The sequence below is a fragment of the Photobacterium sp. TY1-4 genome, from assembly GCF_025398175.1.
Taxonomy (GTDB): Bacteria; Pseudomonadota; Gammaproteobacteria; order Enterobacterales; family Vibrionaceae; genus Photobacterium.
Map to the genome: position 1 here is coordinate 742,989 of NZ_CP099735.1, position 25,183 is coordinate 768,171.

29 protein-coding genes are annotated in these 25,183 nt (G+C 50.6%); 13 read left to right on the forward strand and 16 right to left on the reverse strand.

Annotated elements, in window-relative coordinates:
• Positions 1-31: 31 nt before the first annotated feature.
• The 5 genes from gshB (at position 32) to NH461_RS20080 (ending at position 6,335) form a co-directional block, all read left to right on the forward strand.
• Positions 32-1,060 carry a glutathione synthase gene (gene gshB / locus NH461_RS20060; protein ID WP_261604365.1) on the forward strand — a complete coding sequence of 343 codons (1,029 nt, stop codon included), beginning with the start codon at positions 32-34 and terminating at the stop codon, positions 1,058-1,060.
• Positions 1,044-3,038 (forward strand): flavohemoglobin expression-modulating QEGLA motif protein, encoded by a 1,995-nt coding sequence (locus NH461_RS20065; RefSeq protein WP_261604366.1) that lies wholly within the window; start codon positions 1,044-1,046, stop codon positions 3,036-3,038. The genes gshB and NH461_RS20065 overlap by 17 nt, the downstream gene beginning before the upstream one ends.
• 180 nt (positions 3,039-3,218) lie before the next feature.
• The gene (locus NH461_RS20070; protein WP_261604367.1) at positions 3,219-3,608 is read left to right on the forward strand and encodes a hypothetical protein; all 390 of its coding nucleotides are present in this window, start codon (positions 3,219-3,221) and stop codon (positions 3,606-3,608) included.
• Between the two features lie 61 nt (positions 3,609-3,669).
• On the forward strand, positions 3,670-5,814 hold the full coding sequence (locus NH461_RS20075; RefSeq protein WP_261604368.1) for a protein-disulfide reductase DsbD family protein: 2,145 nt from the start codon (positions 3,670-3,672) through the stop codon (positions 5,812-5,814).
• A complete protein-coding gene (locus NH461_RS20080; protein WP_261604369.1) occupies positions 5,811-6,335 on the forward strand; it encodes a protein disulfide oxidoreductase in 525 nt (174 codons plus the stop codon). Before NH461_RS20075 ends, NH461_RS20080 begins: the two co-directional genes overlap by 4 nt.
• A 233-nt stretch (positions 6,336-6,568) precedes the next feature.
• On the opposite strand, the gene NH461_RS20085 is transcribed toward NH461_RS20080, so the two are convergent.
• The 3 genes from NH461_RS20085 to NH461_RS20095 all read right to left on the reverse strand — a co-directional run bounded on the left by NH461_RS20085 (position 6,569) and on the right by NH461_RS20095 (position 8,111).
• Positions 6,569-7,087, reverse strand: coding sequence for an aminoacyl-tRNA deacylase (locus NH461_RS20085; RefSeq protein ID WP_261604370.1), 519 nt, complete (start codon positions 7,085-7,087; stop codon positions 6,569-6,571).
• Positions 7,088-7,231: 144 nt separating this feature from the next.
• Positions 7,232-7,765, reverse strand: coding sequence for an NlpC/P60 family protein (locus tag NH461_RS20090; protein ID WP_261604371.1), 534 nt, complete (start codon positions 7,763-7,765; stop codon positions 7,232-7,234).
• A gap of 139 nt (positions 7,766-7,904) precedes the next feature.
• Positions 7,905-8,111 carry a hypothetical protein gene (locus NH461_RS20095; RefSeq protein ID WP_261604372.1) on the reverse strand — a complete coding sequence of 69 codons (207 nt, stop codon included), beginning with the start codon at positions 8,109-8,111 and terminating at the stop codon, positions 7,905-7,907.
• Positions 8,112-8,431: 320 nt separating this feature from the next.
• Here NH461_RS20095 and NH461_RS20100 point away from each other — a divergent pair, with 320 nt between their 5' ends.
• Positions 8,432-9,187: a 1-acylglycerol-3-phosphate O-acyltransferase gene (locus tag NH461_RS20100; RefSeq protein ID WP_261604373.1), complete on the forward strand. Its 756-nt coding sequence runs from the start codon at positions 8,432-8,434 to the stop codon at positions 9,185-9,187.
• Between the two features lie 156 nt (positions 9,188-9,343).
• Here NH461_RS20100 and NH461_RS20105 read toward each other — a convergent pair whose 3' ends face one another.
• The 4 genes from NH461_RS20105 to NH461_RS20120 all read right to left on the reverse strand — a co-directional run bounded on the left by NH461_RS20105 (position 9,344) and on the right by NH461_RS20120 (position 11,741).
• On the reverse strand, positions 9,344-10,189 hold the full coding sequence (locus NH461_RS20105) for an alpha/beta hydrolase (protein WP_261604374.1): 846 nt from the start codon (positions 10,187-10,189) through the stop codon (positions 9,344-9,346).
• Between the two features lie 60 nt (positions 10,190-10,249).
• Positions 10,250-10,840, reverse strand: a complete 591-nt coding sequence (locus NH461_RS20110) for a TetR/AcrR family transcriptional regulator (protein ID WP_261604375.1) — start codon at positions 10,838-10,840, stop codon at positions 10,250-10,252.
• 123 nt (positions 10,841-10,963) lie between these two features.
• Positions 10,964-11,212 (reverse strand): hypothetical protein, encoded by a 249-nt coding sequence (locus tag NH461_RS20115; protein WP_261604376.1) that lies wholly within the window; start codon positions 11,210-11,212, stop codon positions 10,964-10,966.
• A 175-nt stretch (positions 11,213-11,387) separates the two neighbouring features.
• A complete protein-coding gene (locus NH461_RS20120) occupies positions 11,388-11,741 on the reverse strand; it encodes a DUF2750 domain-containing protein (protein ID WP_261604377.1) in 354 nt (117 codons plus the stop codon).
• 249 nt (positions 11,742-11,990) lie between these two features.
• Between NH461_RS20120 and NH461_RS20125 the strand changes: the two genes are divergently transcribed.
• The 3 genes from NH461_RS20125 (at position 11,991) to NH461_RS20135 (ending at position 13,983) form a co-directional block, all read left to right on the forward strand.
• Positions 11,991-12,587: a class I SAM-dependent methyltransferase gene (locus tag NH461_RS20125; RefSeq protein WP_261604378.1), complete on the forward strand. Its 597-nt coding sequence runs from the start codon at positions 11,991-11,993 to the stop codon at positions 12,585-12,587.
• A gap of 147 nt (positions 12,588-12,734) precedes the next feature.
• Positions 12,735-13,151 (forward strand): globin, encoded by a 417-nt coding sequence (locus tag NH461_RS20130; protein WP_261604379.1) that lies wholly within the window; start codon positions 12,735-12,737, stop codon positions 13,149-13,151.
• Position 13,152: 1 nt separating this feature from the next.
• Positions 13,153-13,983: a ceramidase domain-containing protein gene (locus NH461_RS20135; protein ID WP_261604380.1), complete on the forward strand. Its 831-nt coding sequence runs from the start codon at positions 13,153-13,155 to the stop codon at positions 13,981-13,983.
• 53 nt (positions 13,984-14,036) lie between these two features.
• Here NH461_RS20135 and NH461_RS20140 read toward each other — a convergent pair whose 3' ends face one another.
• From NH461_RS20140 to nrdD, 3 genes are all read right to left on the reverse strand, one after another.
• The gene (locus NH461_RS20140; RefSeq protein WP_261604381.1) at positions 14,037-14,300 is read right to left on the reverse strand and encodes a DUF2960 domain-containing protein; all 264 of its coding nucleotides are present in this window, start codon (positions 14,298-14,300) and stop codon (positions 14,037-14,039) included.
• Positions 14,301-14,470: 170 nt separating this feature from the next.
• On the reverse strand, positions 14,471-14,953 hold the full coding sequence (gene nrdG / locus NH461_RS20145) for an anaerobic ribonucleoside-triphosphate reductase-activating protein (RefSeq protein WP_261604382.1): 483 nt from the start codon (positions 14,951-14,953) through the stop codon (positions 14,471-14,473).
• Between the two features lie 98 nt (positions 14,954-15,051).
• On the reverse strand, positions 15,052-17,172 hold the full coding sequence (nrdD, locus tag NH461_RS20150) for an anaerobic ribonucleoside-triphosphate reductase (protein WP_261604383.1): 2,121 nt from the start codon (positions 17,170-17,172) through the stop codon (positions 15,052-15,054).
• Positions 17,173-17,588: 416 nt separating this feature from the next.
• On the opposite strand from nrdD, the gene NH461_RS20155 reads away from it, so the two are divergent.
• Entirely contained in the window at positions 17,589-17,720 is a 132-nt protein-coding gene (locus NH461_RS20155; RefSeq protein WP_261604384.1) for a hypothetical protein, read from the forward strand.
• Positions 17,721-17,765: 45 nt separating this feature from the next.
• Here NH461_RS20155 and NH461_RS20160 read toward each other — a convergent pair whose 3' ends face one another.
• The 6 genes from NH461_RS20160 to NH461_RS20185 form a co-directional block, all read right to left on the reverse strand.
• Positions 17,766-19,109 carry a sigma-54-dependent transcriptional regulator gene (locus NH461_RS20160; protein ID WP_261604385.1) on the reverse strand — a complete coding sequence of 448 codons (1,344 nt, stop codon included), beginning with the start codon at positions 19,107-19,109 and terminating at the stop codon, positions 17,766-17,768.
• A 294-nt stretch (positions 19,110-19,403) separates the two neighbouring features.
• On the reverse strand, positions 19,404-19,913 hold the full coding sequence (locus NH461_RS20165) for a hypothetical protein (protein WP_261604386.1): 510 nt from the start codon (positions 19,911-19,913) through the stop codon (positions 19,404-19,406).
• An 8-nt stretch (positions 19,914-19,921) separates the two neighbouring features.
• Positions 19,922-20,596, reverse strand: coding sequence for a C39 family peptidase (locus NH461_RS20170; RefSeq protein WP_261604387.1), 675 nt, complete (start codon positions 20,594-20,596; stop codon positions 19,922-19,924).
• A gap of 113 nt (positions 20,597-20,709) precedes the next feature.
• Entirely contained in the window at positions 20,710-21,264 is a 555-nt protein-coding gene (locus tag NH461_RS20175) for a hypothetical protein (RefSeq protein ID WP_261604388.1), read from the reverse strand.
• A 218-nt stretch (positions 21,265-21,482) separates the two neighbouring features.
• A complete protein-coding gene (locus NH461_RS20180; protein ID WP_261604389.1) occupies positions 21,483-21,815 on the reverse strand; it encodes a carbon storage regulator in 333 nt (110 codons plus the stop codon).
• A gap of 41 nt (positions 21,816-21,856) precedes the next feature.
• On the reverse strand, positions 21,857-22,468 hold the full coding sequence (locus tag NH461_RS20185; RefSeq protein WP_261604390.1) for a hypothetical protein: 612 nt from the start codon (positions 22,466-22,468) through the stop codon (positions 21,857-21,859).
• A 480-nt stretch (positions 22,469-22,948) separates the two neighbouring features.
• Between NH461_RS20185 and NH461_RS20190 the strand changes: the two genes are divergently transcribed.
• The 3 genes from NH461_RS20190 (at position 22,949) to NH461_RS20200 (ending at position 25,099) form a co-directional block, all read left to right on the forward strand.
• Entirely contained in the window at positions 22,949-23,989 is a 1,041-nt protein-coding gene (locus NH461_RS20190) for a transporter (protein ID WP_410000142.1), read from the forward strand.
• A gap of 104 nt (positions 23,990-24,093) precedes the next feature.
• Positions 24,094-24,492, forward strand: coding sequence for a DUF2750 domain-containing protein (locus NH461_RS20195; RefSeq protein WP_261604392.1), 399 nt, complete (start codon positions 24,094-24,096; stop codon positions 24,490-24,492).
• Positions 24,493-24,745: 253 nt separating this feature from the next.
• Positions 24,746-25,099, forward strand: coding sequence for a HopJ type III effector protein (locus tag NH461_RS20200; protein ID WP_261604393.1), 354 nt, complete (start codon positions 24,746-24,748; stop codon positions 25,097-25,099).
• Positions 25,100-25,183 lie beyond the last annotated feature (84 nt).

The window sequence follows — 25,183 nt, forward strand, 5'->3', positions numbered from 1 at the left end:
CGACAACGACAAATGAATTGGTAACACCTTAATGAAAATATGCTTTGTTATGTACCCATGGGAAAGAGTTGAGCCGGAAACGGATTCAACGTTGCGTCTGATCCATGAAGCAGCCTCCCGCGGACATACCGTTGCCATTACGACACCCAACAACCTGACGATGCGTCACAGTACGGCAATTGCATTCTGCAAAGTACTGAAAAAAGGTGAAGTGTCTAACAATATTCCGAGCTTCTATCGCAAGGCAGAGTTCCGGAAGGCACAGCTGCCGCTGGCTGGTTTCGACATTATTTTCATGCGCGCCAACCCACCGCTTGACACCATGGCCCTGAATTTCCTGGATTCCGTTCGTGACGACACCTTCATCATGAACGACATCGACGGATTGCGCGTGGCCAACAATAAGCTCTACACCACGTCCCTGCCGGATCCGACCAATGAGTTTATTCCGGTGACCCATGTGTCAAAGAATCGTGAGTACCTGGAGCGTGTGCTGGCAGAAAACACCAACGAGCGGATGATCATGAAACCGCTGAACGGTTATGGCGGCAAAGGCGTGATTCTGGTCGAGAAAAGCGCCAAGTCGAGTGTGAAATCCCTGCTGGATTTCTACATCGGCGACGACAAGAACTACGTCATCCTGCAGGACTACATTGAAGGCGCCGAAGAAGGCGATGTCCGGATCATGATGCTCAACGGGGAGCCAATCGGGGCCATGCGCCGCGTACCGGCGCAAGGCGATGTTCGCTCCAACATTCATGCCGGCGGCAAGGAAGTGAAGCATACCCTGTCGAAGCAAGAGCTGCGACTATGTAAGCACATCGGACCAAAACTGGTACGCGACGGGCTGTATTTTGTCGGCTTGGATGTCATCAACGGCAAGCTGGTTGAAGTAAACGTGCTGAGCCCGGGCGGGATCACTCGGATCAACCGTCTGAACCGTACCAAATTACAACGTGATGTCTTGGATTTTGCCGAGAGTGTGGTCCTCGCAAAAGAAGTCAGCATCGCCCGCAAAAACGAGTATCGCCAGGTGATTGCTGATGCTGCAACTTACTGAAGCAGAGGTTCTCGACCGGATTCGTCAGGGAGTGCCGTTTGAAGCCCAGCTCAACGACGGCAGCCTGACCATCCGAATCAGTGAATATCAACCCTATATTGCGACGGCCATTCATCATGGCCAGCGCTTACGGGGTGATTTGGTTTCGAACTGTACGCTGACCGAAGAAGAGCGCTACTACGAGGAAGATCCGTACACCGGTGATTTTGTCTCATCGCTGCCGATTGTGCTGCAAGGAGAGGACTCCCGTTACGAGTATGATCTGAACCGGCCACCGGAGCAGTGTATCTACGACCAAGCCTGGGGCCGCCAGGTTTGGCATACACCGCTGACCGAAGAAGAGCGTGCCGTTTCGGTTGCCAAACACGATCGCTACTACCGGATCCTGAGCTGCCTGATCGATATGCTCGAGAGCCGCTTCGGTCTGTGCCTGTTGTACGATTTGCACTCCTACAACTATCAGCGGATCGAAAGTGCCACGGAGAAAACCGCGCCGGTCTTCAACCTGGGCACCAAACAGGTCAACACCCGGAAATGGCAAAAAGAAATCAAGTCGCTGCTCGGTCTGCTGAACGACGTTGAATTGCCGAACATTGATGTCGATGCGAAAGCCAACGATGTCTTTAAGGGCATGGGGTATCAGGCCACTTTTGTGGCGAAGTACTTTACCCGGACCTTGATCATGCCGATCGAGATCAAAAAGGTTTATATGGATGAATCCCGCGGGGAAAGTTACCCGCTGGTGATCGAAAAGCTGAAAGAAGCGTTGAAAACCGTGCTCACCGAGCATGCCGCGACGACTATTGCCCGCCGCACCGAGGCCAAACGCCTGACCGGAAGTCATGTGCTGGCTTCCAAACTGCCGCGGGAAGTGATCAAGCTGGACCGCCAGCTGTACGCCCTGGCAAAGGGGATCAACACGCTCAGCTACATTAACCCGACGAACCTGAAACAGGAAAAACGGCGCTTCCTGCACCGGCCGTTCGACTACCAACCGCAGTTTACTTATCGGCAGCTGGATATCGACCCGTATAAATTCCGGGAAGCTTTGTATCGCCTGCCCGTGGAAGAAATCCGGGATGCAGATATCCAGAAGATGTACCGGAAGGTCATCGATCAGCTGGCGGTGCGGATCGACCTGCTGACCAGTATTGGCCATGATGAGTTTTTGTATAACTCGCTGCGCTATTACGGTCGTCCGGATGATCTGGATATCGCCAATGCCCGGTTTATTCTCCATGCCGAAGCACAACGGGAGCCTGAACCGTCGGTGATCAGTGCACAGGATGCCATTACGGCTTTTCGTCAGGCTGCCGATGAGTACGGCATTTCCTGTAAAGTCGTGGGATCCCGCAAGCTCATAGCCCGGGCGATGGTCAGCGGACAGACGATCAAGGTGAATCTCAACAGCAAGTTCTCACCTTCAGATCTGAACGCCCTGATCCATCACGAGCTGGGGGTGCATCTGGTCACCAGTGTGAATGCTGACCACCAACCGCTCAAGGTGCTGAAACTGGGACTGCCGGGCAATACCCATACCCAGGAAGGCCTGGCTATTTTGTGTGAGCATCTGTCCGGAAGCTTCCCGTTGCATCGCCTGAAAACGCTGGCGTTGCGGGTGATTGCTGTTGATAAACTGGTGCGGGGTGATAGTTTCAGTGACACCTATCACCAGATCAAGCATGACTATCAGCTGAGTCAGGATGAGGCCTTTACGATCACCGCACGGGCCTTCCGTGGAGGCGGTTTCACCAAGGACTATCTCTACCTCAAGGGGCTCCGGGATGCACTGACCTGTTACCAAGCCGGTGATCTCAGTGCCTTGCTGGTGGGTAAAACCGGTTTTGACTTCAAACCGCTGCTGGATGAGCTGATCACCCGGGAGATCCTGAATCCGCCGAGCTTTATGCCTAAAGCGCTCACGCAACCGGCACAAAGCGATTCAATCATCGACTTTATGCTGCACTGCATTAAGTAAACCCAGCCAAGTGATTCGTGGTGCCTTTCCGGCACCACGGTTTGTCTGAGTTCCCCTCGCCAACCACTGGCAGATCTGCCCCTTGCAGCCGGCCCGGAAAACAACGACAATCCTGCCGAATGAAACAAATTTCCACCGCCGCGGTCTATACACGGCGTTCGGTAAACCGCAGGAGTTTTGATGAATCACCCACTGACAAGATATCGCAGTGCCCAATGGTCACTGGTCCTGGTCATGCTGGTCATTTTCCTCTGCTCCGGTCAGCGCGCCGGGCTGCTGATGGCTTGCCCATTCAAAGCAGTCGCCGCTGAACACTCGGCGGACAGCTATCCGTCCCAGCAACTACAACGCCAGGATGGGCAATCTTCCGACGTCCTGCCGTCTTGCGATCTAACCGATCACTTACTGCAGATCCACCAGCAGTCGCTGGGCCATGCCCTGATTTATACGGTGACCCTACTCCTGCTGCTCCCGCTGCTGATCGGCAGCCCCTTTCGGGTGCCCCAGCTCACCGAACCCATCCCAACCCGACGGCGGCGCCATCTGATCTTGTGCGTCTTCCGGGAATGATTTCATACGTTGTTTCGCCGCTTAACGGCACACGTTGAATTCATTTTCTGGAGAATACTATATGACAATCCTTCATTCCTGCTGGCAGCGTCTCTTGACCCCGTTGCTGGCGATGTTGGCGCTCCTCAGTGCCAGCTTTACCGTCCCGGCAGCACTGGCCAGCGACATTACAACCGGCTGGCTGAGCAACCCGCAGCATCCGCCGGTAGCGGTGCGCCTGATGCTCACCGGTCAGCAAAACCCGCAAGCCAAAACCGTCGAAGCCCTGCTGGAAGTCCAGCTCGATCCTGACTGGAAGACCTACTGGCGCAGCCCGGGCGAAAGCGGTGTTGCCCCGAGTATTGACTGGTCCCTGTCGAATAACCTAACGGACGTCGACTGGCAGTGGCCCGTCCCAAAGCGATACGAGTTTCTCGGGGTCGAAACCTTAGGCTATAAAGATCACATCGTTTTTCCGCTCACGCTGCATGTGGAAGACATGCGTCGATCGGTCTTTTTATCCGGTCAGCTGACCATGTCATCGTGCACCAATATTTGCGTGCTGACTGATTATGAACTGAGCCTCGATTTCACCCCAAGCCGACTGACGCTCTCTCAGGAAGCCATGCACTTGTACAATCAGGGGCTCAGCCTGGTGCCGCAAACCTCACCAGCCGTATCGCTGACGCAGGTTGCCTGGGATGAAAACGCCCAGATGCTGACCCTGGCTGCCACCAACACCATGGGCTGGCAGCAACCGGATGTGTTCATCGACGGCGAAACCCAGCCGGTGAAAGATGCGTATTTTCTGGCGCCGGACATCACCACCGACGGCTCGCAACTGATCGCCCAAATTCCGGTAAAGAGCTGGTTCGGCGTTCCGGCCCTGCTGGGTGAATCCATCAATGTCACCCTGAGTGATGCCAATATCGCCGTCGAAATGCAGGCCAGCGTCTCCGATACCCCAGTGGCACTATCGGGCCTGGCCTCAACAGATCGCAACCTGACGGAAATCCTGCTCATCGCCCTGCTCGGCGGCCTGATCCTCAACATGATGCCTTGTGTGTTGCCGGTCCTGGGGCTGAAACTCAGCACCGCCATAACCGGTGAACACCGTGAGCAGCGCCAGATCCGGACGCAGTTTCTGGCTTCCTCAGCCGGGATCCTGGTCTCTTTCTGGCTCCTCGCCGGATTTCTCGCCGCGCTGAAACTCTCCGGCCAGGCACTCGGCTGGGGGATCCAGTTTCAAAGTCCATACTTTATTGGCGCGATGATTCTGATCACAGGGTTATTTGCCGCCAATATGCTCGGGCTGTTTGAGATCCGACTGCCGGGGAATGCCAGCACCTGGCTTGCAACCCGCGGCGATCACTCCCACCTCGGTCATTTTATTCAAGGAATGTTTGCAACCCTGCTGGCGACACCATGCAGCGCCCCGTTTCTGGGCACCGCCGTGGCGTTTGCCCTCGGAGCCGATCTGCTGACTTTGTTTGTCATCTTTACGGCGCTGGCGGTCGGCATGGCGGCCCCCTGGCTGCTGGTCGCGGCTTTCCCGGCACTTGCCCGTCTGATGCCAAAGCCCGGCGCGTGGATGAATCGGGTGAAACTGCTCTTTGGCCTGATGTTGCTGGCAACCAGCCTTTGGCTCCTCAGCCTGATGACCAACTTTCTCACCACCTGGATGGTTGTGGCAACGGGCACCCTGCTACTGACGCTCCTGCTGTGGCAACTTGGGCGTCAGAAAGGCCGTAAACCGGTGATCATCACCCTTGCGGTCATTCTGTTCAGCTCGGCCGGCGGATTGTTGATCGGCAGTGTGACCGCAGATCAATGGGCCACCCCGCTCCCCGCAGATCACCCCTGGCAAACGCTGAATGTTGACCAAATTTCCCGGCACGTTCAGGAAGGTAACGTCGTGATGGTCGATGTGACCGCGGATTGGTGCATCACCTGTAAAGCCAATAAAATTGGTGTGCTACTTCAGGACCCTGTCTACAGCGCGCTGGGCAAACCGGACATCGTGCGCATGCGCGGTGACTGGACCCACCCTTCCGACTATGTCACCGGCTACCTGCAATCCTATGGTCGCTTCGGGGTGCCATTCAATATTGTTTATGGCCCGGGCGCGCCGCACGGCATCGCGTTACCGGTGATTTTGACTCAGGATACTGTGCTTGAGGCGCTCCGGGCGGCAGCCTCTCCCCAACTCGCTCAGGAGGCGCCATGAACAACACAACCCCGATACCTGCCAAGCGAAAAGGTCCCAAACACTGGCTGAAAGAAGCCGCCATTGTTCTGGTGATGTGGCTCATGATCAGTAGTGCGGTCGATTTCTGGCGCACCCAGGGAATGCCTGAAACGGCGCTCCCGATCGCTGTCTTGCACACCATTGACGGTGAACCGGTTGATTTAATCGCAATGAGTCAGGACAAGCCAGTGCTGGTCTATTTCTGGGCGACCTGGTGCGGCGCATGCAAGTTTGTCACGCCCACAGTCAACTGGATGAGCAATCATTACGAGGTGGTTTCCATTGCCCTGACGTCCGGAGAAAACCGTCGGTTGAAGGCCTATCTGGACAGCCACGATTACCCATTCCGGGTTGTCAACGATGCTCAGGGCCAGCTGGGACGTGCCTGGGGGATCAGCGCCACCCCAACAGTGGTCGTGTTGAAAGACGGTCAGATCCAGAGCGCGACCACCGGAATCACCACCCCACCCGGGCTCTGGCTGAGGCTGCTTCTGGCTTAATCATCGGGCTTCTAGCTTAGTCATTGAGCTTCATCCCGAACACTTGGATGCGCGGCACACGAACGCGCTGCGCATCCAACGCTGTGAGCCGACACTCTCCAATCTAAACCTACCAGCCAGCATCGTTCAAAACCAAAACACCCGTCGGTTGCTGTGGACTGCATGCCCCCGACGGGTGTTTTTATCTGCAATGGTGAGTCGACGAATCGCATTCAATCGGGATTAATCTTCCCTTATTCCCATTCCCAATGTCTGCCTTCATGCTCTTGGGAAAACATCATGCGGTAGCCGCTAATGTTCTGATGCGGAATGTCGTGCATCACTTTATGGAACTGCTTGTGATCCAGATGGATCAGATTTTCATGATCTCCGGACTCAATGTACAGTTCATCCTGTTCGAGCAACAGATCATCGACCAACATATCGACTTGGTAAGCCTGTCCCAGAGACGGTATCGCACCGGGTTCACAGTCCTGGAAAATTTCCGGCAGTTCATGCTCACCAATCAGGAAGAATTGTCGCCCCATCATCCGGCCAATCTTATCGATCATCACACGCCGGTTTGATGGCACAACTGCCATCAGGTAATTTCCTTCCTGATCTTTGAGCATCACCGCTTTCGCAACTTGTGAAGTCGGCACATGCGCCGAGATCGCTGAGCTAAACGATGTATCTGTATGTCTATGTTTGGTAAGGCTAAAATCCACATTATGGCTATTAAGGAATTGCCCTACAGTGATTGCCATGGCCATGTTCACCTCCAGGAAATGATTCCTACAGCCAAAGTATGGGAGGGGTTGGCGGTTTTTGCGAGAGAACAGCCCTGCGGATCAACGTAAAGGCAACCGGACATTCTCCGTCGAATTGTCGTCGAATTTTCGCCGGGGACGATCCGGCTATTCGATTCGCCTCACTTGCCAAAAGGCCCGCCGCCAGTAGGGCGTATCCAGGGTTGAAATCACCACCCCCTGTGAGGTTGAGGCATGCAGAAACTCACGGTTTCCCAGGTAGATCCCGACATGTCTCAGCGTCCGCCCGGTTTTAAAAAACACCAGGTCCCCTTTGCGGGCCTGATGGAGCGGCACCTGGCGCCCCTGACGGACTTGTTCCAGGGTGGTTCGGGGCAGTATTCGGTCAAAGACTTCCTGATAGCCCACCTGAACAAACGCCGAGCAGTCGATCCCTCGACGGCTGCTTCCGCCAAGGCGATAAGGCGTACCTTTCCATGACTGGTAAACCAAATCGAACGTAGGTTGATTGGGGTTAAACTGCATCGGTACCGGCTGAAAGGGTGCCGGTGCCGAGGCTTGCATGGCTTCAGAAGCGGGGGCCGTCCCCGCTTCATGTTCAGGCGAGGTTGCACAGCCGCTCAGGCCAAGCAAAAGCAGGCCGGTGCCGAGCCAGGATCGGGGGAAATTGTGATTTATCATTGCCAGTCAGGTTTACTCGTGGGTATTCACTGTCGACCCGAAGTCGAGGTGGAATCGTCCCTTAGGGTAAACCATTGAACTTTTTTGACCAGAGGTTACGGCAAATTTTGACAATTCATCCTAAAAAATCACCCATCCCTCAAGAAAGTGATGAATAAATACCGGCAATGGCAATGGCAATGGCAATGGCAATGGCAATGGCAATGGCAATGGCAATGGCAATGGCAATGGCAATGGCAATGGCAATGGCAATGGCAATGGCAAGCCATACTGCAAAAAAACAAACAAAAAAAGAGGCAAAGCCACGCTTTGCCTCAACACTACCACACAACAGAATCGATATCACACGGAGGTGTTTTCACTCTGAGCGAGCGACTTAACCTATTCATCGATTGTATTTATCTCTTTAATTATCAATACATTCTATCTTTTTTTATCTCGCATAATATCTATGCAAGTCACTTCACAGCCCGGCACGTATCAAAGCCAGGAAAGTCCGCAAAAAAGCCCAAAATATGCTGGAACCTTCACCAGAATGATTTATCTTTGATTCTAATTGATGTATGTTTTTTATTTTGAAGCTAACTCCTCTGACCTCTCAGAAGTTCCAGTGCTTCTAAGCCCGGGAACAGAGATCCGACAGAGCCCAGTCACCAAGGAGTCCCTGTGCTTACTGCTTTTCGACTCATTTCGGCAGCGCTGTACATTATCGTGATGACCCTGTTTGCGTTGGTCTATTGCCTGTTCAGCCCGCGCGACCCGAAGCATGTTCACTTTTTCAGCCGCTGGTTCCACCAACTGCACCACCTCATCGGGTTACGCTTGATCGAACGCGGGAAGGAGCATGCCGGCAGCGTCGGCAACGCCGTGTACATTTCTAACCATCAGGATGTGTTTGATTTTGTCACCTCGCCGGGCATGGTGATGCCGAGAACCGTTTCCATCGGCAAGAAAAGCCTGCTGTGGATCCCGTTCTTTGGTCAGTTGTACTGGATCACCGGGAATATCCTGATCGACAGAGAAAATAAGGCCAAAGCCCGTGACACCATTCAGCAAATTGCCCAAGCCATTCGGCAGCGCAACCTGTCCGTTTGGATGTACCCGGAAGGTACCCGAAGCAAAGGGCGCGGGTTGCTCCCTTTCAAAACCGGCGCTTTCCGCATGGCTATTGAAGCGGGCGTCCCCATCATTCCCATGTGTGTCAGCACAACCCACCAGAAGATTTTCCTGAACCGACGGGACAACGGCACGGTGATTTGTGAAATGCTGCCGCCGATTGATGTCTCCGGCTACACCAGCCAGGATGCCCGCCAACTGGCAGATATGTGCCACCAGCTGATGCAAAACAAAATCGCTGAGCTGGACGCCGAAGTCGCCCAGCTGGAGCAGACACAAGACAACGTCGCCCTGCGCTCAAATTAATCCACCCGGCTCGGCTTTGCAGCCGAGCCCTTTCTGAAGCGTAGCGGTCTTTCTTTCTGAAGAGTCTTTTCTTGCGTGACCAGTTTTTCTTACATGAAGTGCTCAGCCAAGCTTAAAAGCCCGGTTTTAATGACAAACCCTGAATGGGTTTTACCGTTATCGCACCAGCGCATCGAACGCCTGCTGCAACGGCTCACTGGCCAAGATCCGGCCATGGCCTAAACCATCCGTCGCTACCAGGCTGACATGGCCCCACTCCCCGGCCTGACGGGAATACTCAAAAGCCGCAAACCGATCTCCGGTATCATGCACAATCCCTACCGGCGCCGGGTGCTGTTGCAACCGCGCCAGCGGATTGATCGTGTCCAACGGGTACTGATATTGCGCGGCAACTTCACCAACCACCTCATGAAAGAGCTTCATCGAAAAGCCCGACTGTTGCACTGTACTCAGTAAGTTCTCGGTATAGTTCAAGACTGGCGCCACCAGCAAAATCGGTTTGTTGGCCAGCAGCGGGTGACGGCTTTCCAAAACCATGGCGCCACCCATACTGTGCGCAATCACACCGGCAATGTGCGTCTGCTGATCCAGCACGGCATCAAACGCTTTGACAAACCCCGGCAGGTGGCCATATTGGCCTTCACTCTCGCCGTGCGCCGGATTATCAAACGCCAGTGCAGTATAGCCAGATGCCGCAACATGCTGCATCAACCGGAAAAACTGTGTCGCCGACCCGGACCAGCCATGGCCCAAAATCCAGGTCGGTCCCTTTCCGAGCTGGTACGTCATCAGTTTACCTTCCGACGTTTCGATCGGGCGGCGGATCAGCCCCTCAGGCTCGGCCTGCTGACGGCGGGAACGCTCCGGGGTCAGCAGTAACCGCTTTGCGACTTTTCGCGCATGGGTTGGTGCGACACGATGATGAAAACGAGTCGTCAGATTGACCAACACCCGGCGCAAATTCAGCTTTTTTCCTTGTCTGAAGTAAATTTTGCTGCTCATGTTACCCTCAAAAAGTACGGTCGTGCTTTTTTAAGCCAAACCAAAAAATTTCCAATGCGCTTAACCGCGCCCTTCAGCCATCAAAGCCTCAATACCCAGCCAAAAGCGATGATGGTCATCACTTTCCAGGCCCAACGAGCGAAACAGATGGCTGCTCAGATAAACGCCATAGAGACGGTAGACAAACTGCCAGGCATCCAGATCTGCATGAAACTCTCCGGTTGCCTTCGCTTTTTCCACTTGGCGATGCAGGTATTCCAGCCAGCGCCGGGTGATCGCCGCCAGCGTTTGCTGAATCGGATCATCACTGTTGGCACCGTCTTTCCAGGCATCCAGAAACATACAGCTGCCCTGGAAAGACTGATTCCAATCCAACCAGCGCCGGAACAACAACCTGAATTTCTGCTCGATGGTTTCCGGCTCAGCCTCTCGAACCGGTGCGATCACACGCTCGACAAAGTACTCACTGGTAAATTCGAGTACCGCAATCTGCAGATTCTCTTTGGCATTGAAATGGGCAAACAGGCCGCTCTTCGACATTCCGGATGCTTTGGCTAACTGGCCGATCGTCAAACTGTCCAGCCCGTTGATACTGGCCAGATCAAACGCAGTTTTCAGGATATGCTCGCGAGTCAGGCGGCCTTTGCTCATTTGCTTTCTCAATCAGTCATCACAGACCATTAATAGCACGATCGTACTTTTTGATGCAATCTCTTTCTCAACCGATTTTATTTGAATCTCTCACGCTTCGTATCAGGGTTCACTCCTTTTGATCTACCGTTCAGCAAAGCGGAACAGACTATCGATATTGATCGGGCAATCCCCGACCTGATGCACCATGTCCTCCGCCTGCTTGAGTGAGTCGAAGCTACATGGGATCCCGTAAGTGTCTGTTAACGGGTAGTCATTCCCCTCCGCATCTCTAAAATGGACACTCCAACCCGCACTTAAAAAGTCGTGGATCAAGCGCGCCTGCACAAAGTTATGCTCAGCCATCATTTGCCGACATTCAGAAAGCACCATATCAACCTCCACAAGCCGATGACTCTTTCTAAATATAGCTAATAACCTTATTAATAATAAACTGGCGAGGTTTACCCGACGGAAAAACAAAAGCCGTATCCTTGGATACGGCTTCATGCGGTAATGTCACGTCTTCAGCAGGCCGAAGCGACTTGTCCAGCCTGTAGCGCGCGAATTACAGGTACAGCTTGGCAACGTCGCTTGGTTCTTTTTCCGCACCTTCCAGCTGATCGTTCCAGTTCATTCCGACCAGCACACCATCTTCAGCCAAGGTGATCATCCAGTCTTCCACGAACACATCCAGCGGGATCATCGTGGCGGTAAATTCTGCCCACTCTTCGGTGCAATGCAGCTTGGCATCTGCTTCATTCGACCAAAACGGCATGACTTCAGAATCTTCAAACTCACTGGATGCAACAGACAGCCAGTCACCTTCTTCATTACACAGTCCCCATACAACCTGTGCGTCTTTGGTTTCGGTTACAAACAGATCACAGTTCGCTTGAATATCTGCAGTTAGCTTTGTCATTTTATTCTCTCTTCACTTTGGCCCGCGGTGTTTCAGTCACAACAGGCAATCAGACCAGTATCTTACCAAACACCAAGTGTTGTTGCATTAAACCTGCGATCCCCGATGCCCTGCCCACTTCTGGACTTTCGGGAGACAAGCTGTCAGATCATATCCTTTCATCTATATTCTAATAATTAAGTAATTATGACACGTCGCTGTCGTTATAATTTGTGAACCTGGGCGATCTGAGTTCAATGAGGCACCTCCATGGCAACTGTAGACTGGCTGAATTGCCTGAATAACCCCAAACTGTTACCGCCCCGAAGTCATCTGATGGAAGCGCACCAGTTTCTTGGCCATTTTGCCAATGATCGTGTCGCGGTGGACTGTGGTTGCGGCACCGGACGCGATACCTTGTTCTTAATTGAGCAAGGCTATCAGGTGTACGCCTTTGATATCGATTTGAACAGCCTGCAGGTTCTTTCTGAACACCCGTTGGCCGCCGCCGCCCCGCAGCTTGATGTCCAGCAAAGCAGCTTTGCCGAATATCGATTTCCGCGGGCGCACTTGATCAATGCCAGTGCCTGCCTGTTTTTCAACTCCCGCGAGGAATTTCGCCAACTGTGGCCTAAAATCGAGCAAAACCTTTACAGCGGCGGCATTTTTTGTGGTCATTTTCTTGGTGAAGATGAGCAGGACAGCAACGAGAAACTGCCTGTGCTGACCCTGACGCGTCCTGAGCTGGAACAGCTGTTTACGAATTTTTATATGGTGTCCTGGAAAGAAAAGCGTGAATACTCGGCCCAATTGACCGGTAAAAAACGCGCCTGGCTGGTTCATACGGTAATTGCCATGAAGCGTTAATCTTGATCCAGACAACATTCTGGTGCTCTCAACCCAGCCCCCCCCTTCTCTTTGCACGATTTCATTCAGATTCAGTTGCCTAATACGCGCGTAAACACATATCCTAGAAAACAGACACAGTGCCGCCGACAGTACAGGGAGAGGCCGATGGATATGCATGAACAATTCAATAACAGCTATACTCGCTGTAATGAGAATTCACAGTTCTTCGACATTTTCTACGACCAGTTCTGCCGCAAAGACAACCGGTTTCAACTCATGTTCAAGGGTGTTGACATGGCTGGACAGATCCGGATGCTCAAAGCCTCGATTGCGATTATTTTGCTGGCTCCGTCATCTGAACAGGCCCGGGACTCCGTTCGCTACTTCGGGAAGCGACATGCCGCTATCGGGGTCAGCGCGGAGGACTTTGACGTCTGGTTTGATTGCCTGTTACGCACGGTCAGCCAATGCGACCCGCAATATTCACCCGCCGTCGAGGAGGCATGGCGCGCTTGCTTCCATGCCGGATTCAACATTATGAAAGAAGAATGTTCCTTTCCCTCCAGCTCAGCCGGTCCCTGAGATGGCATCCTGGTCGAGATCTGCTCGTCTCCTGTTTCTCTGGGGGATTGTCATTGTTCTGGCAGGCCTTCTTGTTTATTTTGCGCCAATCACCCAGAGTCGCTATTTTTATCAGTATGCTGATCAGCGCCCATGGCTCGGTATTGCGAATTTTGCCAATGTCGTGACCAACCTCCCTTTCCTGTGGGTGGGCATACTGGGCCTCGCTCAGCTTCGGCAGTCCCCCTCCCGATTCAGCGCCACAGCCTTAACCCCCGACTCCCGAACCTTGTCTATCGCCTTCTATCTCGGCCTTATCACGGCTTTTTTTGCTTCTGCTTTCTACCATCTGGCACCCGACCCATGGCGGCTGGCGCTCGATCGGCTGGGGATTTGCATTGCCTTTATAGCGTTCTACTGCATGGTGTTGGCACGCTATGTTTCCCCGGCTCTGGCACGCCTATTTCTGCCTTTGGTTCTCTATAGCGTTGCTGCCGTCGGCTATTGGTATCTCAGTGAGTTAGAGACGGGACGGGGCGATCTATCGGCTTATATCCTGGTCCAACTGGTCCCCATCATTCACCTGCCACTTATCCTCTGGCTGTTCCGGACACCGCCAACCCACAATGCCGCTTCCGGGCCAAATCGCAATCCCCCATCCAGTTCAAGTCTCTATTACCTGTCAGCACTGCTGGCCTATTTGCTGGCGAAATGGGCTGAATCCAATGATGCCGAGCTATTTCACCGAACTGGCGAGTTCATCAGCGGGCACAGTATCAAGCACCTGCTGGCTGGCTTGGGAGGCTATCTGATCTATCGCGGCATACTTGCCGCACAAAAAAAACAGGGCTGACATCACGTCAGCCCTGCTCTGCTTGAAACGGTTATCACTCCGGAAGGTTGGCCTTACTTTTCGCCAATACCACGATTGATTTTCTTCGCCAGCGTGATTTTCCCAAAGCCCAATTTCCGGAAATGGCTATCGCGGAAGTCTCGCACCGCTTTGGTATTCGAAGACACCGCTTCGACTTGTTGCTCCATCCGCAGAAATTCTGTGAGATCAATGCCTTCTGCTGCAGCGACAGCTTCATGGATTGTCCGGTAATGATCGTAGGTGAAAACCAACTCTTTCTCTTGGTTCTTATAGGTGTAAATAATAGTGCGCGACATACCGCCTCCCGCTGCAATTCTCAAAGGCTGCGAATGTACCCTAACTTGCCGACAGATGGAAGTCGTGGAGCGGCAGCCGTCGCCAAGTTATTCATACACCTGATTTTCCCATACTTATACACAGAAACAGTGGATAAGTTTGAGTTTCACCCACAAGATTTTACAGTGGATTAACATCTCACATCATTCGTGTTGAAATAATGAATCACCTGATTGGCGCTCCCCCGCCAGGTCAGTGACGGATCACGTTCAGCCTGGATGTATTTCCCGTCAATCAGCACATCAACCAATTGAACAACCGCCTGCTGAGCCGGATTGAGCTCAGCCAGCACATACCCGGTCCATAACCAGATATCTTTGCCCGGACACGATTCCCGTACCCGTTTGACCAACTGCAGTACATCCGCCACATTCGCCGGGTGAAGCGGATCACCGCCGGACAGTGACAGTCCGCGTCTCGGGATCCGGGGATCGTTCAAGTCGCGGATGATCTGCGCTGCCATATCCTCGGTAAACGAATGACCACTGTCCGGGCGCCAGGTACTTTGGTTATAACAGCCACGACACTGATGCTCACAACCGGAAACAAACAAGGTACAGCGGGTGCCGGGGCCATTCACGACATCGACAGGATAGTATTGGTGATAGTTCATGACATTCCTGAATCGGCGGACTCCATACTACAGGGCCGCCGGATAAGACATGCTGGATCGTTTTAATCAGCACCGGAGCATCTTATCGCCGAAAGGCTTTAAAGATGCTTCACCCGGCGCTTCACCTCTTCCTGTTTGCCGAAATTAAACGGACGCGCATCCGGGCTCCCGAGATAGCCGCACACCCGGCGGGTCACAGAAACGCTGGCCGGATCATGATTGCCGCATTTCGGACAGGTAAACCCTTTACTGGTACACTCGAACTCGCCGGTAAAGCCGCAGGCATAACACTCGTCAATTGGCGTGTTGGTGCCGTAATACGGTACTCGGGTGTAACTGTAATCCCAGACATTTTCCAGCGCTTCCAGATTATGCTGAAGGTTCGGATACTCACCGTAGCAGATAAACCCGCCACTGGTGATTGGCGGATAAGGCATCTCAAAATCGATTTTGTCGTACGGATTGACCTGCTTTTCGACATCCAGGTGGAAACTGTTGGTGTAGTACCCCCGATCCGTTACGCCGTCAATCACCCCAAAGGTTTTCGCATCAATAGCGCAAAAGCGGCTGCACAGGTTTTCACTTGGCGTACTGTAGAGGCTGAACCCATACCCCGTATCTTCCTTCCAGCGCAGGACCGCGGCTTTCAGGTGCCGTACAATCGCCAACGCCTTCTCCCGCAGCGGCTCGCTGTCATACACATGGGTGTCGGTGCCATACAAGGCATTGATGGTCTCATGAAGCCCGATATAGCCCAACGAAATGGAAGCGCGCCCATGTTTGAAGATCTCGGCCACGTTATCATCTGGTTTCAGCCGTACCCCGCATGCACCTTCCATATAGAGGATCGGGGCCACCCGCGCTTTTACCCCTTCCAACCGGCTGATCCGCGTTTCCAGTGCCCGACGCGCTAAAGCCAGACGCTCATCGAGCAGACGATAGAAGCGCGTTTCATCTCCCTCCGCCAGAATAGCAATGCGCGGCAAGTTGAGGCTGACCACCCCCAGGTTGTTGCGGCCTTCATGAACCAGCTCCCCTTGCGCTTCAAAGGCATCCAGGAAGCTGCGACATCCCATCGGAGTTTTGAACGAGCCGGTGACTTCCACCACTTTGTCGTAGTTCAGAATATCCGGGTACATCCGCTTCGAGGCACACTCCAGCGCCAGCTGCTTCATGTCATAGTTCGGCTCGCCCGGGCGGTGGTTGAGACCCTCACGGATGGCAAACACCAATTTGGGGAACACAGCCGTTTTGCGGTTTTTCCCCAAGCCTGCAATCCGGTTTTTCAGAATTGATTGCTGGATCAATCTGGATTCCCATGAGGTGCCGAGGCCAAACCCGAAAGTGACAAACGGTGTCTGTCCGTTGGCGGTATGCAGCGTATTGACCTCGTATTCCAGCGACTGGAATGCGTCGAAGGATTCTTTTTCCGTCCGGGCGCGGGCAAATGCTTCCGGCTCGGTAATGTCCCATTCCCGGGCAATTTGCAGATGCTTCTGATAGCTGATCGCCACATACGGTGCGAGCACTTCATCAATACGGTTGATGGTGGTGCCGCCATAGATATGGCTGGCAACCTGAGCGATGATTTGCGCAGTGACTGCCGTCGCCGTGGAGATCGACTTAGGCGTGTCAATCTCTGCGTTCCCCATTTTAAAACCATGGGTCAACATGCCATCCAGGTCGATAAGCATGCAGTTGAACATTGGGAAGAAAGGTGAGTAATCCAGATCGTGGTAGTGAATATCCCCCTGCTCGTGTGCCTGAACGATATCCCTCGGCAAAATGTGCTGCTTGGCATAATGCTTGGCGACGATACCGGCCAGCAGATCCCGCTGCGTCGGGATCACTTTGCTGTCTTTATTGGCATTTTCATTGAGCAAGGCGGCATTGCTCTGCTCGATCAGACCACGGATTTCAGCATTGAGCCGGCTGGTTTTCTCCCGGGCCAAATCTCGATCATGACGGTATTCAATATATGCCCGGGCAACTTCCTTATAAGGGCCAACCATCAGATGATTTTCAACTGCCGACTGGATGGCATGAATATCGACCTCACCTGCGGACATAAACTGAGACAACACGCCGTCGGCAACCGAGGCCGCATACGATTCATCCATGGTTTCGACTGACTCAGCAGCGCTTAGGACCGCCTCCTTGATACGCCTGGTATCAAAGGGGACACGGCATCCATCACGCTTAATCACAACAGGTTTCACAGGGAGCTCCTCACATGACACTGTCACCAAAAACACAAAATGTAGTATTTCGATAACAAGAAGATACAAGATGTTGGGTATTAGGCGATAACTTGCCACAACATACCTTGATCTGAATCATGGTTCTTCAATGGCCGCTCAGAGAACAGCCGATGATTTTGACGCGGAGCCAAAAATTGTTGCAACGCTTAATATTGGCATCAGATGTCAACACATTTCGTCAGTCAACTGTCGAGTTTTTCGCGAAAGAATGCCGCCAAAAATTGAACAAAGAACCACCAATTGAAGGCCTGTCATGAGATCTTGCTCTCTCTTTCATCGAATTGTCATTTCATCTCATTAATGTTGGCTCTATAGATATGACATCACGCAGCCTGGCTGCTTACATCAACAACTGCTACATCAACAGGAAAGCTATGGACGCTTTAAACCAATATACGTTTGTTGCGCCAACCGAAGACGAGCTCATGGTTGAGCAACCTGATTTGCTTTATCTTGCCGAAGAGCAAGATGAAGAATTTGCCAATGACATCATCATTCTGGGCTAAAGTTGATATAAAAAAAGTCCGGCATGCCGGACTTTTTTTATCGCGCTATTCACGCACATAGCCGTTGTTATAGTGCCTGACATCGGGCACGATATTATGCTTGTTCAACAAGCGATACATAGTCGCCCGAGAGACGCCAAGGTCCTTCGCAGCGGATGCAACCTGCCCCCGGTGTGTTTCGAGCACGGCAACCAACACATCTTTTTCAGCTTCATCTTTAATATTTCTCAGACTCTGCTTGAGATTTGCCTTGCTCGGCAGATCAAAATGCTCTGCCCGAACTTCGTTGCCTTCAGCCAGTAACGCAGCGCGCTTCACTTGATTGATCAGTTCACGCACGTTGCCCGGCCAGCTATATCGCAGCAGTAACTGCTTGGAGTCTTCAGAAAAACTGGACGCCATCGTACTGTACTCACGAGCAAACTTGGTCAGGAAGGTTTCTGCGAGCAAGAAAATATCTGAACCACGTTCCCGCAAGGTTGGCACTTTGATGTGAAAAACGTTCAGACGATAATACAGCTCTTTGCTGAACTCGCCATTGGCCACCGCGGCTTCCAAATCAGCGCTGGATGAGGCAATAATACGCACATCCGCAGATGAGTCATCTTCCAGCGAATCTCCCGCCGGGGTCTGGAGGAAAGACAGCAATTCGTCCTGTAACTCTTTTGTAAGCTCTTCAACATTATCCAGTAAAATCGTGCCATTGAAATGGGAACCATCTTCCTGAACATAAGAGCCGTCCAGGAATGAGGCTTTGTCATCTTCCTTGGTCAGGGAGCCACAATTGACAGTAATAAAGGGGGCATTTCTCCGTTTCGACAAGCTATGAATGGACTTCGCAATCAGCTCTTTTCCGGTCCCGTTTTCCCCGGTCAGGAAAACGTTCACTTCCGTCATTGCGACGCGACGCACCATATCTCGTAACTGCTTGATTGATTTTGACTCACCAAACAGCCCCATATCATGCTGAGAGGTCACTTCGACCCAGGAGCTGGATTCAATTTCCAGCATCCCCAGCTGATGACCAACAGTATCCAGCAAATGACTGCCTGGGATCGGTACCGAAAAATAATCAACACAGAAGTTATTGATGAACTGACAGATAGCATCCGTTTTCAACTGTTCTTTTTTAATGATCGCAATCCATTTGACCTGCTTCGTTTTATTTGCCCTTAAAGAAATGCTATTCAAGCTAAAATCATTATTGCTCAAATCTACAATACATATACAAGGACTGAATTCTTCCAGGATTGAATCAGCCGTCCGTAAGTCATAACAACAATGAGTTTTCCAACCTGATTGTTCCAAAAGCGCAATCCAAGGTTCATAATTGCAACCAATTGCAACCAGTCGACCATTTATTGTTTTATTTTGACATTGAGCCACCATAGAAGTCACCTTCTTTCAATGTACATATTATTATTGATGTCTTAAAAATATAGGCAATAAACGACGAGCTTGCAGGGTATCAGATGTAAGAATAGTCTCTAAAAGGGATTAGTCATGATGAGAAAGATACATTACTTTTTCAGATCAATCAGTTATGATTCGAAAAACCAGTAACAAAATTATACAGAAATGCATGGAAAATGTTTGGTAACAACAAAAAAGGTACAGTGCGTACACTGTACCTCATCAAACAATAAAAATTAACTATGTGTTTAGTTTAATATCGAATTTTCCTTAGTGGCGGCTGAACAGCAGCGCATTATTCAACCGATTTTCATAAATAGTTTGCTTAATGTATCCGTTCATATCCGCCTCAATATCCATGATGGTCTCGGTGCTGATTTGTGTCCCGTCATCAAAGTTCTGGATGACAAAGCCGGATGCTTCGGAATCAATGGTTGAATACTTGATCTCATTATTCTCAACCCGAATGTGCCTGAGTGGGTTATCCAGCGGCACCGATTTATCGCCGGTTGGACTGACCAGCATCCCATTGTTAATCGTAAAATCGGCGATATGGGTCGACAACACCTTTTCACCATTGATCGCTGTTGTAATCGACAGGCCGATATTGATTATGCTGTCGTTGATAGAAACAAACCCACCGCGCATAGAAGCCATCTCGCTATCGCTAAGGGACGTCAGCCCCAGATCATCCACGGTCATAAAGTTGACGGATGCCTGCGCAACAACAGCAGCCCCTCCTATTGCTGATGCAACGAAAATACGAGTTAACTTTTTCATACTAGCCTCTAATAATCGTTTGCTCCCGGTAGTGTAATACTAAAGGTTGCAAGTGAATCTCTCGCGATCGCTTCAGACGAAGGCGACGGCGTGTAGATATTATAATTTTCATCCGTTATGAAGCTCTCTCTTCCTTGCTGTACATGACTTTTTACCAATAGCACTGCGCCTTTATAATATTTCTTAAAATCTTTAATTGGCATAACCATGGTACCACGCGACGGATCACCCAGAATAACCTGGCGGCTGTTCATACCTTTAATGACGACAAAGTGCATATAGCCATCAAAATTGACAATGGTTATTGCTGGAATTTGTAGTTCCCCGAATTTCTCTAAAGGGAGATTATACCCATTCGCATCCAATCCAATTGAAACCAGGTAGTTTCTCATATCCAACATTGAGAAGCCTTGCTTTTCAATTTTTTCCTTATTGCCATTTTTGAACATGAATTCAAAAACAGTATTTTCCTGTGTATCCCGGCCATAGTGATAAGTTACCAATGAAGCAACTGCAGCTGAGCCACAGCTGAAATCATATTGCTGACGATAAACATCGCCGAATAATTTCTCCTGATAACTTTTCACATTTATATTATACGCGCCCCGGCTTGGAAAATAATCAAGCGCATAAAGACTACTGCTTGCTAACAGGCCTATCGTCAATATAACTGCTCTTTTCATAATCACTACCGAAGTTTTTCTCTGTGTACCGACTCAACGCTGAAAGACTTTTATGCATGGTCCAGTTTTCCAGCAGATGGGAATAAAGGGCCGTAAACGGCCCTTCATCCTGGTTAGTAGTTGCCGTTGTCCGGACTCACTACGCCCCCACCTGAGCCAACCAATGCTGCATTTGTGCTGGTTGTTTGTTGAACCATTGAGTTATTACCTACGTTCTGACCAGCCATGCTGATACCAGACGCGTCGCCGAATGCACGGTACATGGTGTTTTCATGGTCAACCACAACATTCGTTGGGCTTCCCTTACAGCATGCACCGCCATAAGTGACACTGGCATCCATCACATCACCATAGAGCTTGGACTCAGCCAGATACTTTTCCATATCCTTCGATATTTTTTTGGTAAAGGATGCATCCACTTCTTTATTAATCTCCTTGGTGTTTCGGTAGTAATTGCCGACATCTTTCAAAATTAATTTGTCATCATCCGTGTTACCGACGTTACTTTTATATATATTTTTTGTTTTTGAAAATTCTGCACTTTTGTATACTGAGAGATTCCCGCTACCCTCAATAGTGATATCACCATCATGATGATCATAGCCGTAGCCGCTATCATACCCGTCAGCTAAAGCCAGCGGGGAAGCCACGAGTGCTGCAACTAGCATAAGATTACATTTACGCATGATCTTACTCCAAATAATATATGCTTTTATTTATAATATCCGCGCTTTGTTATAGTAATGCCTGTAAATCAACTCTGTGATTCAAATTGGCATACGACAACAGAAGTATTGTTATATTGTCCTGCGAAACCCAATGTATATCCCAATAGGTTTTTGGTCGCTGACATATTTTCATATGTCAGCATAGATAGACTAACAATTTACTTCAATGTCAGGTTAACCACGGTCGCATTTTGAATTAACACATTGTTACCAGTGTTTTGGACCACACTAACAATACCGGAAGTATTACTAAAGGTTCCCTCAGCAATAATATTGTCTCCGGTAATATTGTTATATGCCCCATTACCTGCAACATCGCCATACATATCTGAACTTGCGTGAATATTATCGATTTGTAATTCGTATTGACCGCCGCGAGACATGGTCAGTACGTCTTCACTCAAGGAATCAGAATTTGCTAGAATATCCAACTCATCAGCAATTGCTCCACCCGAGATGAAAGCCAGTGCAATCAGCGTTAAATATTTCATGACTTCCTCCTGAGGGCTGAAATTCAGCCCTCAGCTATGTGTTATTGACTGGTTAACATTGCATTGGTACTGGCACTTTGTTGAACCAAAGAGTTGTTCCCTGCGTTTTGACCTGCAATATTAATCCCTGACGCACCGGTGTAAGCATCTTGCATTGAGTTACTGTGTGTAACTTGTAGTGAAGAAGGATCTGCATCACCACCGCCATAATGACCCCAACCACCTTGATTACAGCATGCACCACCATAAGTCACATCACTGTAGGTGACTGAGCCATCCATGTAGGAAGTGGCCATGTAGTACTTCTCATCAATATCAATTTTGATGTTTTTGCTCATATCCCATTTACTGTTGTCAGTAAATTCATAGATATTTTTATTATTGACGTTATACAGCTTCATCGTATCATCATCGCTGTTATAACTGTCTTTAACCGTCACATTTTTCTCATGGGATACCGTCAGTTTTTTATCGATATCTTTATTGAATGAATCAGTGACTGTAACATCATGATCATCATCATGATAACCATTGTCGTAACCTGAACTGCCTGATGTTGAATATGGGTCATAGTCATGACCATATGGGTCATTCGCCAGGGCAAGCGGTGAACTAACAACTGCTACTAAAAGTGCGATATGTGTTTTACGCATGATCCTACTCCAAATATGTTGAGTTGTTCTTTTTTATAATCACCCGCGTTGTACCGCGAGATAACTTAATCATAGTTTTGACCACTCGCACTTTTGTATTATTTTTAATAAATCCATTGCTATTTCCGTATAAAATTGCCCTCATCAATCACTTTACATTCTAACGCTCCGGTTACGATAAATGTCTCTGATACAATGATATATTTTTATTTCTAAGACAATTTCTCAAAAGTTATGACCGTCATGAAAAAGCATGACACTCTCATTCGCAAGACAAGAATTTTAAATTCTCAGCTAACATGACTTTCTCAGATAAGCTAGGATTTTCTTATGAACAAGCCACCTCTATTCCGGCATTAAAATCATAATAGTTTTAAAGAAAGCCTTGATTCATCAATGCTGGTGAATCATCAGGTTACATCACTTTATCAATACTATTTTGGGGTCTGCCTCTGTGAGGTAAGTGAGGGAATTGTGAGTATTTTCAAGTTAAAAAGTCTGATCGTGCTGCTTGCTTTCTTCTCTGTCTCGGTTGCAGCAGAAGAGTCGACCGCACCCAAAAATAATGAGAAGCCAAAGCGCGTCCAAACCGTCGCCGATATCCTGGAGCAACCGGGTGTCCTCACCCCCAAAGGTTCCTTCGTCTTGGATACCTCTTTGTCTTACACCCAAAACTCATCCAATTCAGTGTCTGTTGTCGGGTACACCGTCCTCCCTTCACTGATCATTGGTTTGATCCGTGCCAGTGATATTGACCGGACCACACTCACTCTGGGTCTGTCCGGACGTTACGGCATCACCAACCGGCTGGAAGTCGAAGCCCGGATCCCCTGGGTCTACCGCTCCGATTCTATCTCAGAACGAGACCTGAACAGCGGATCAAATCAAGCAGCCTTACGCACCGTCGACGGCAGTGATCTGGGGGATATTGAGGCAGCTTTCAAATACCAAATCAACATGCGTGAAGCGCCGTACTGGATCGGGAGTTTGCGCTTTAAAAGTACCACAGGGAAATCCCCCTATGATGTTCCGGTGAACAACCTCAATGACTTTGAAGAGCTGCCAACCGGCTCAGGTTTCCCCAGTATTGAACCGGGGATCTCGATGATCATGCCGATTGATCCGGCCGTGATCTTCATGAACTTCAGCTATATCTGGAATATTAAAGATGATGTGGAAGTTGATATCACCGTTGCCGATGAAGACGGCGAAAACGCACAGGATATCCGGGTCGACACCATCGATTTGGGCGACACCATAGGTTTCAGCGCCGGGATGGGGTTTGCGGTCAACCCTAAGTTCTCATTCAGTATCGGGCTGAGCCATAAAACCATTCTTAAATCGAAAGTGAACGGCTCAACGGCTACCGATGCCAAACTGTTGCAGCTGGATTCCCTGTCATTCGGGGCAAACTATGCCGTCGATCGGGACACCACCATCAATATCGGCGCCACCGCCGGCCTGACCGCCGATGCCCCTGACTTTCAGCTGTCGGTCCGCGTCCCTTATACCCTCAAATAATCCGAGCTCCCCCGGCGCACCTGCCGGGGGCTACCTTTCAATGACTAAAGTCTAATTTTCCTCTATGCTATAGCGCTTACAATAGCAGTAACAGGAATGAAGACATGTCCAACCCACTTGATGCTTCCCGGATCGCAGAAATCCAGGCGTTTGATGCCGAGCAACGCTATAAATACCTGGTCAAAGAAGTCGTGGCGAATCGACAAATCTGGATCCTTACCGATGAGCATGGCTGTGTCATGTTAAACACCGAAGACGAAGACTGTGTACCGGTCTGGCCGCATCAGGAATTTGCTGAAGCCTGGGCGACCGGTGAGTGGGAAAATTGTAAAGCCGAAGCCATTTCCCTGAATAAATGGCACAGTCGCTGGACTGTCGGCCTGGAAGACGATGAGCTGGCCATTGTGATTTTCCCGAATCAGGAAGAAGACGGGCTGGTTGTCTACCCGGATGAGCTGGATTTTGAGTTGAAGCAACAAGCGCGTAAGCAAGGTCAGCGGTAACACCGAAATCCTCGCACGACGACAGTCCGGAGCAAGGGCGGTTTCCGCCCTTTTGGCTACCGGGCAATTTCACGCCATCGGTCTTCATTGCTGTCGATGGTCAGGGACGCGGTTTATGATAGACGCGGTCTACGAAAGAAAGGCAGTATCGTGGTGAATCACCGCCGCGACTGCGACCAAACAATTCTTGCAGGACACCGCACTTTGAGGTTGTTTGGGTCTATCACCTCACGAACAACGGAGAAAGCATGCCATGGAAGTGCTACTACATCACCTCAAACATAGCCCTGAGCAAATAGGCTTTGAGCAGGTCATTCAGACCATCGACACCCACTACCATTACACCCCGACCACCTTCAGCAACGGGCTGGGCAAAGAAACGTTGGTCAACCCTGCCGGCAGTAACGAAGGTTCCTGTCGTATTTTTGCGTTTGCCCATTTACATCAACTGTCTGAGGCCGAAACGCTGGCCTGTTTCGGCCAGTTTTATCGCCAGGATGTCCTGCAAAACCCAGAAGGACAGGATCACCTGAATATTCGTAACTTTATGAAGTACGGGTGGCAGGGGATTAATTTTACCGGAGAAGCCTTAGCGACCAAAAGCTAAGTTTCATCGCCAGGGTCACCTCGGCAAACTCATATCGGCGAGGCCACCTCGCCAACATCACTGCGAATCCTTGCGCTCATCTGA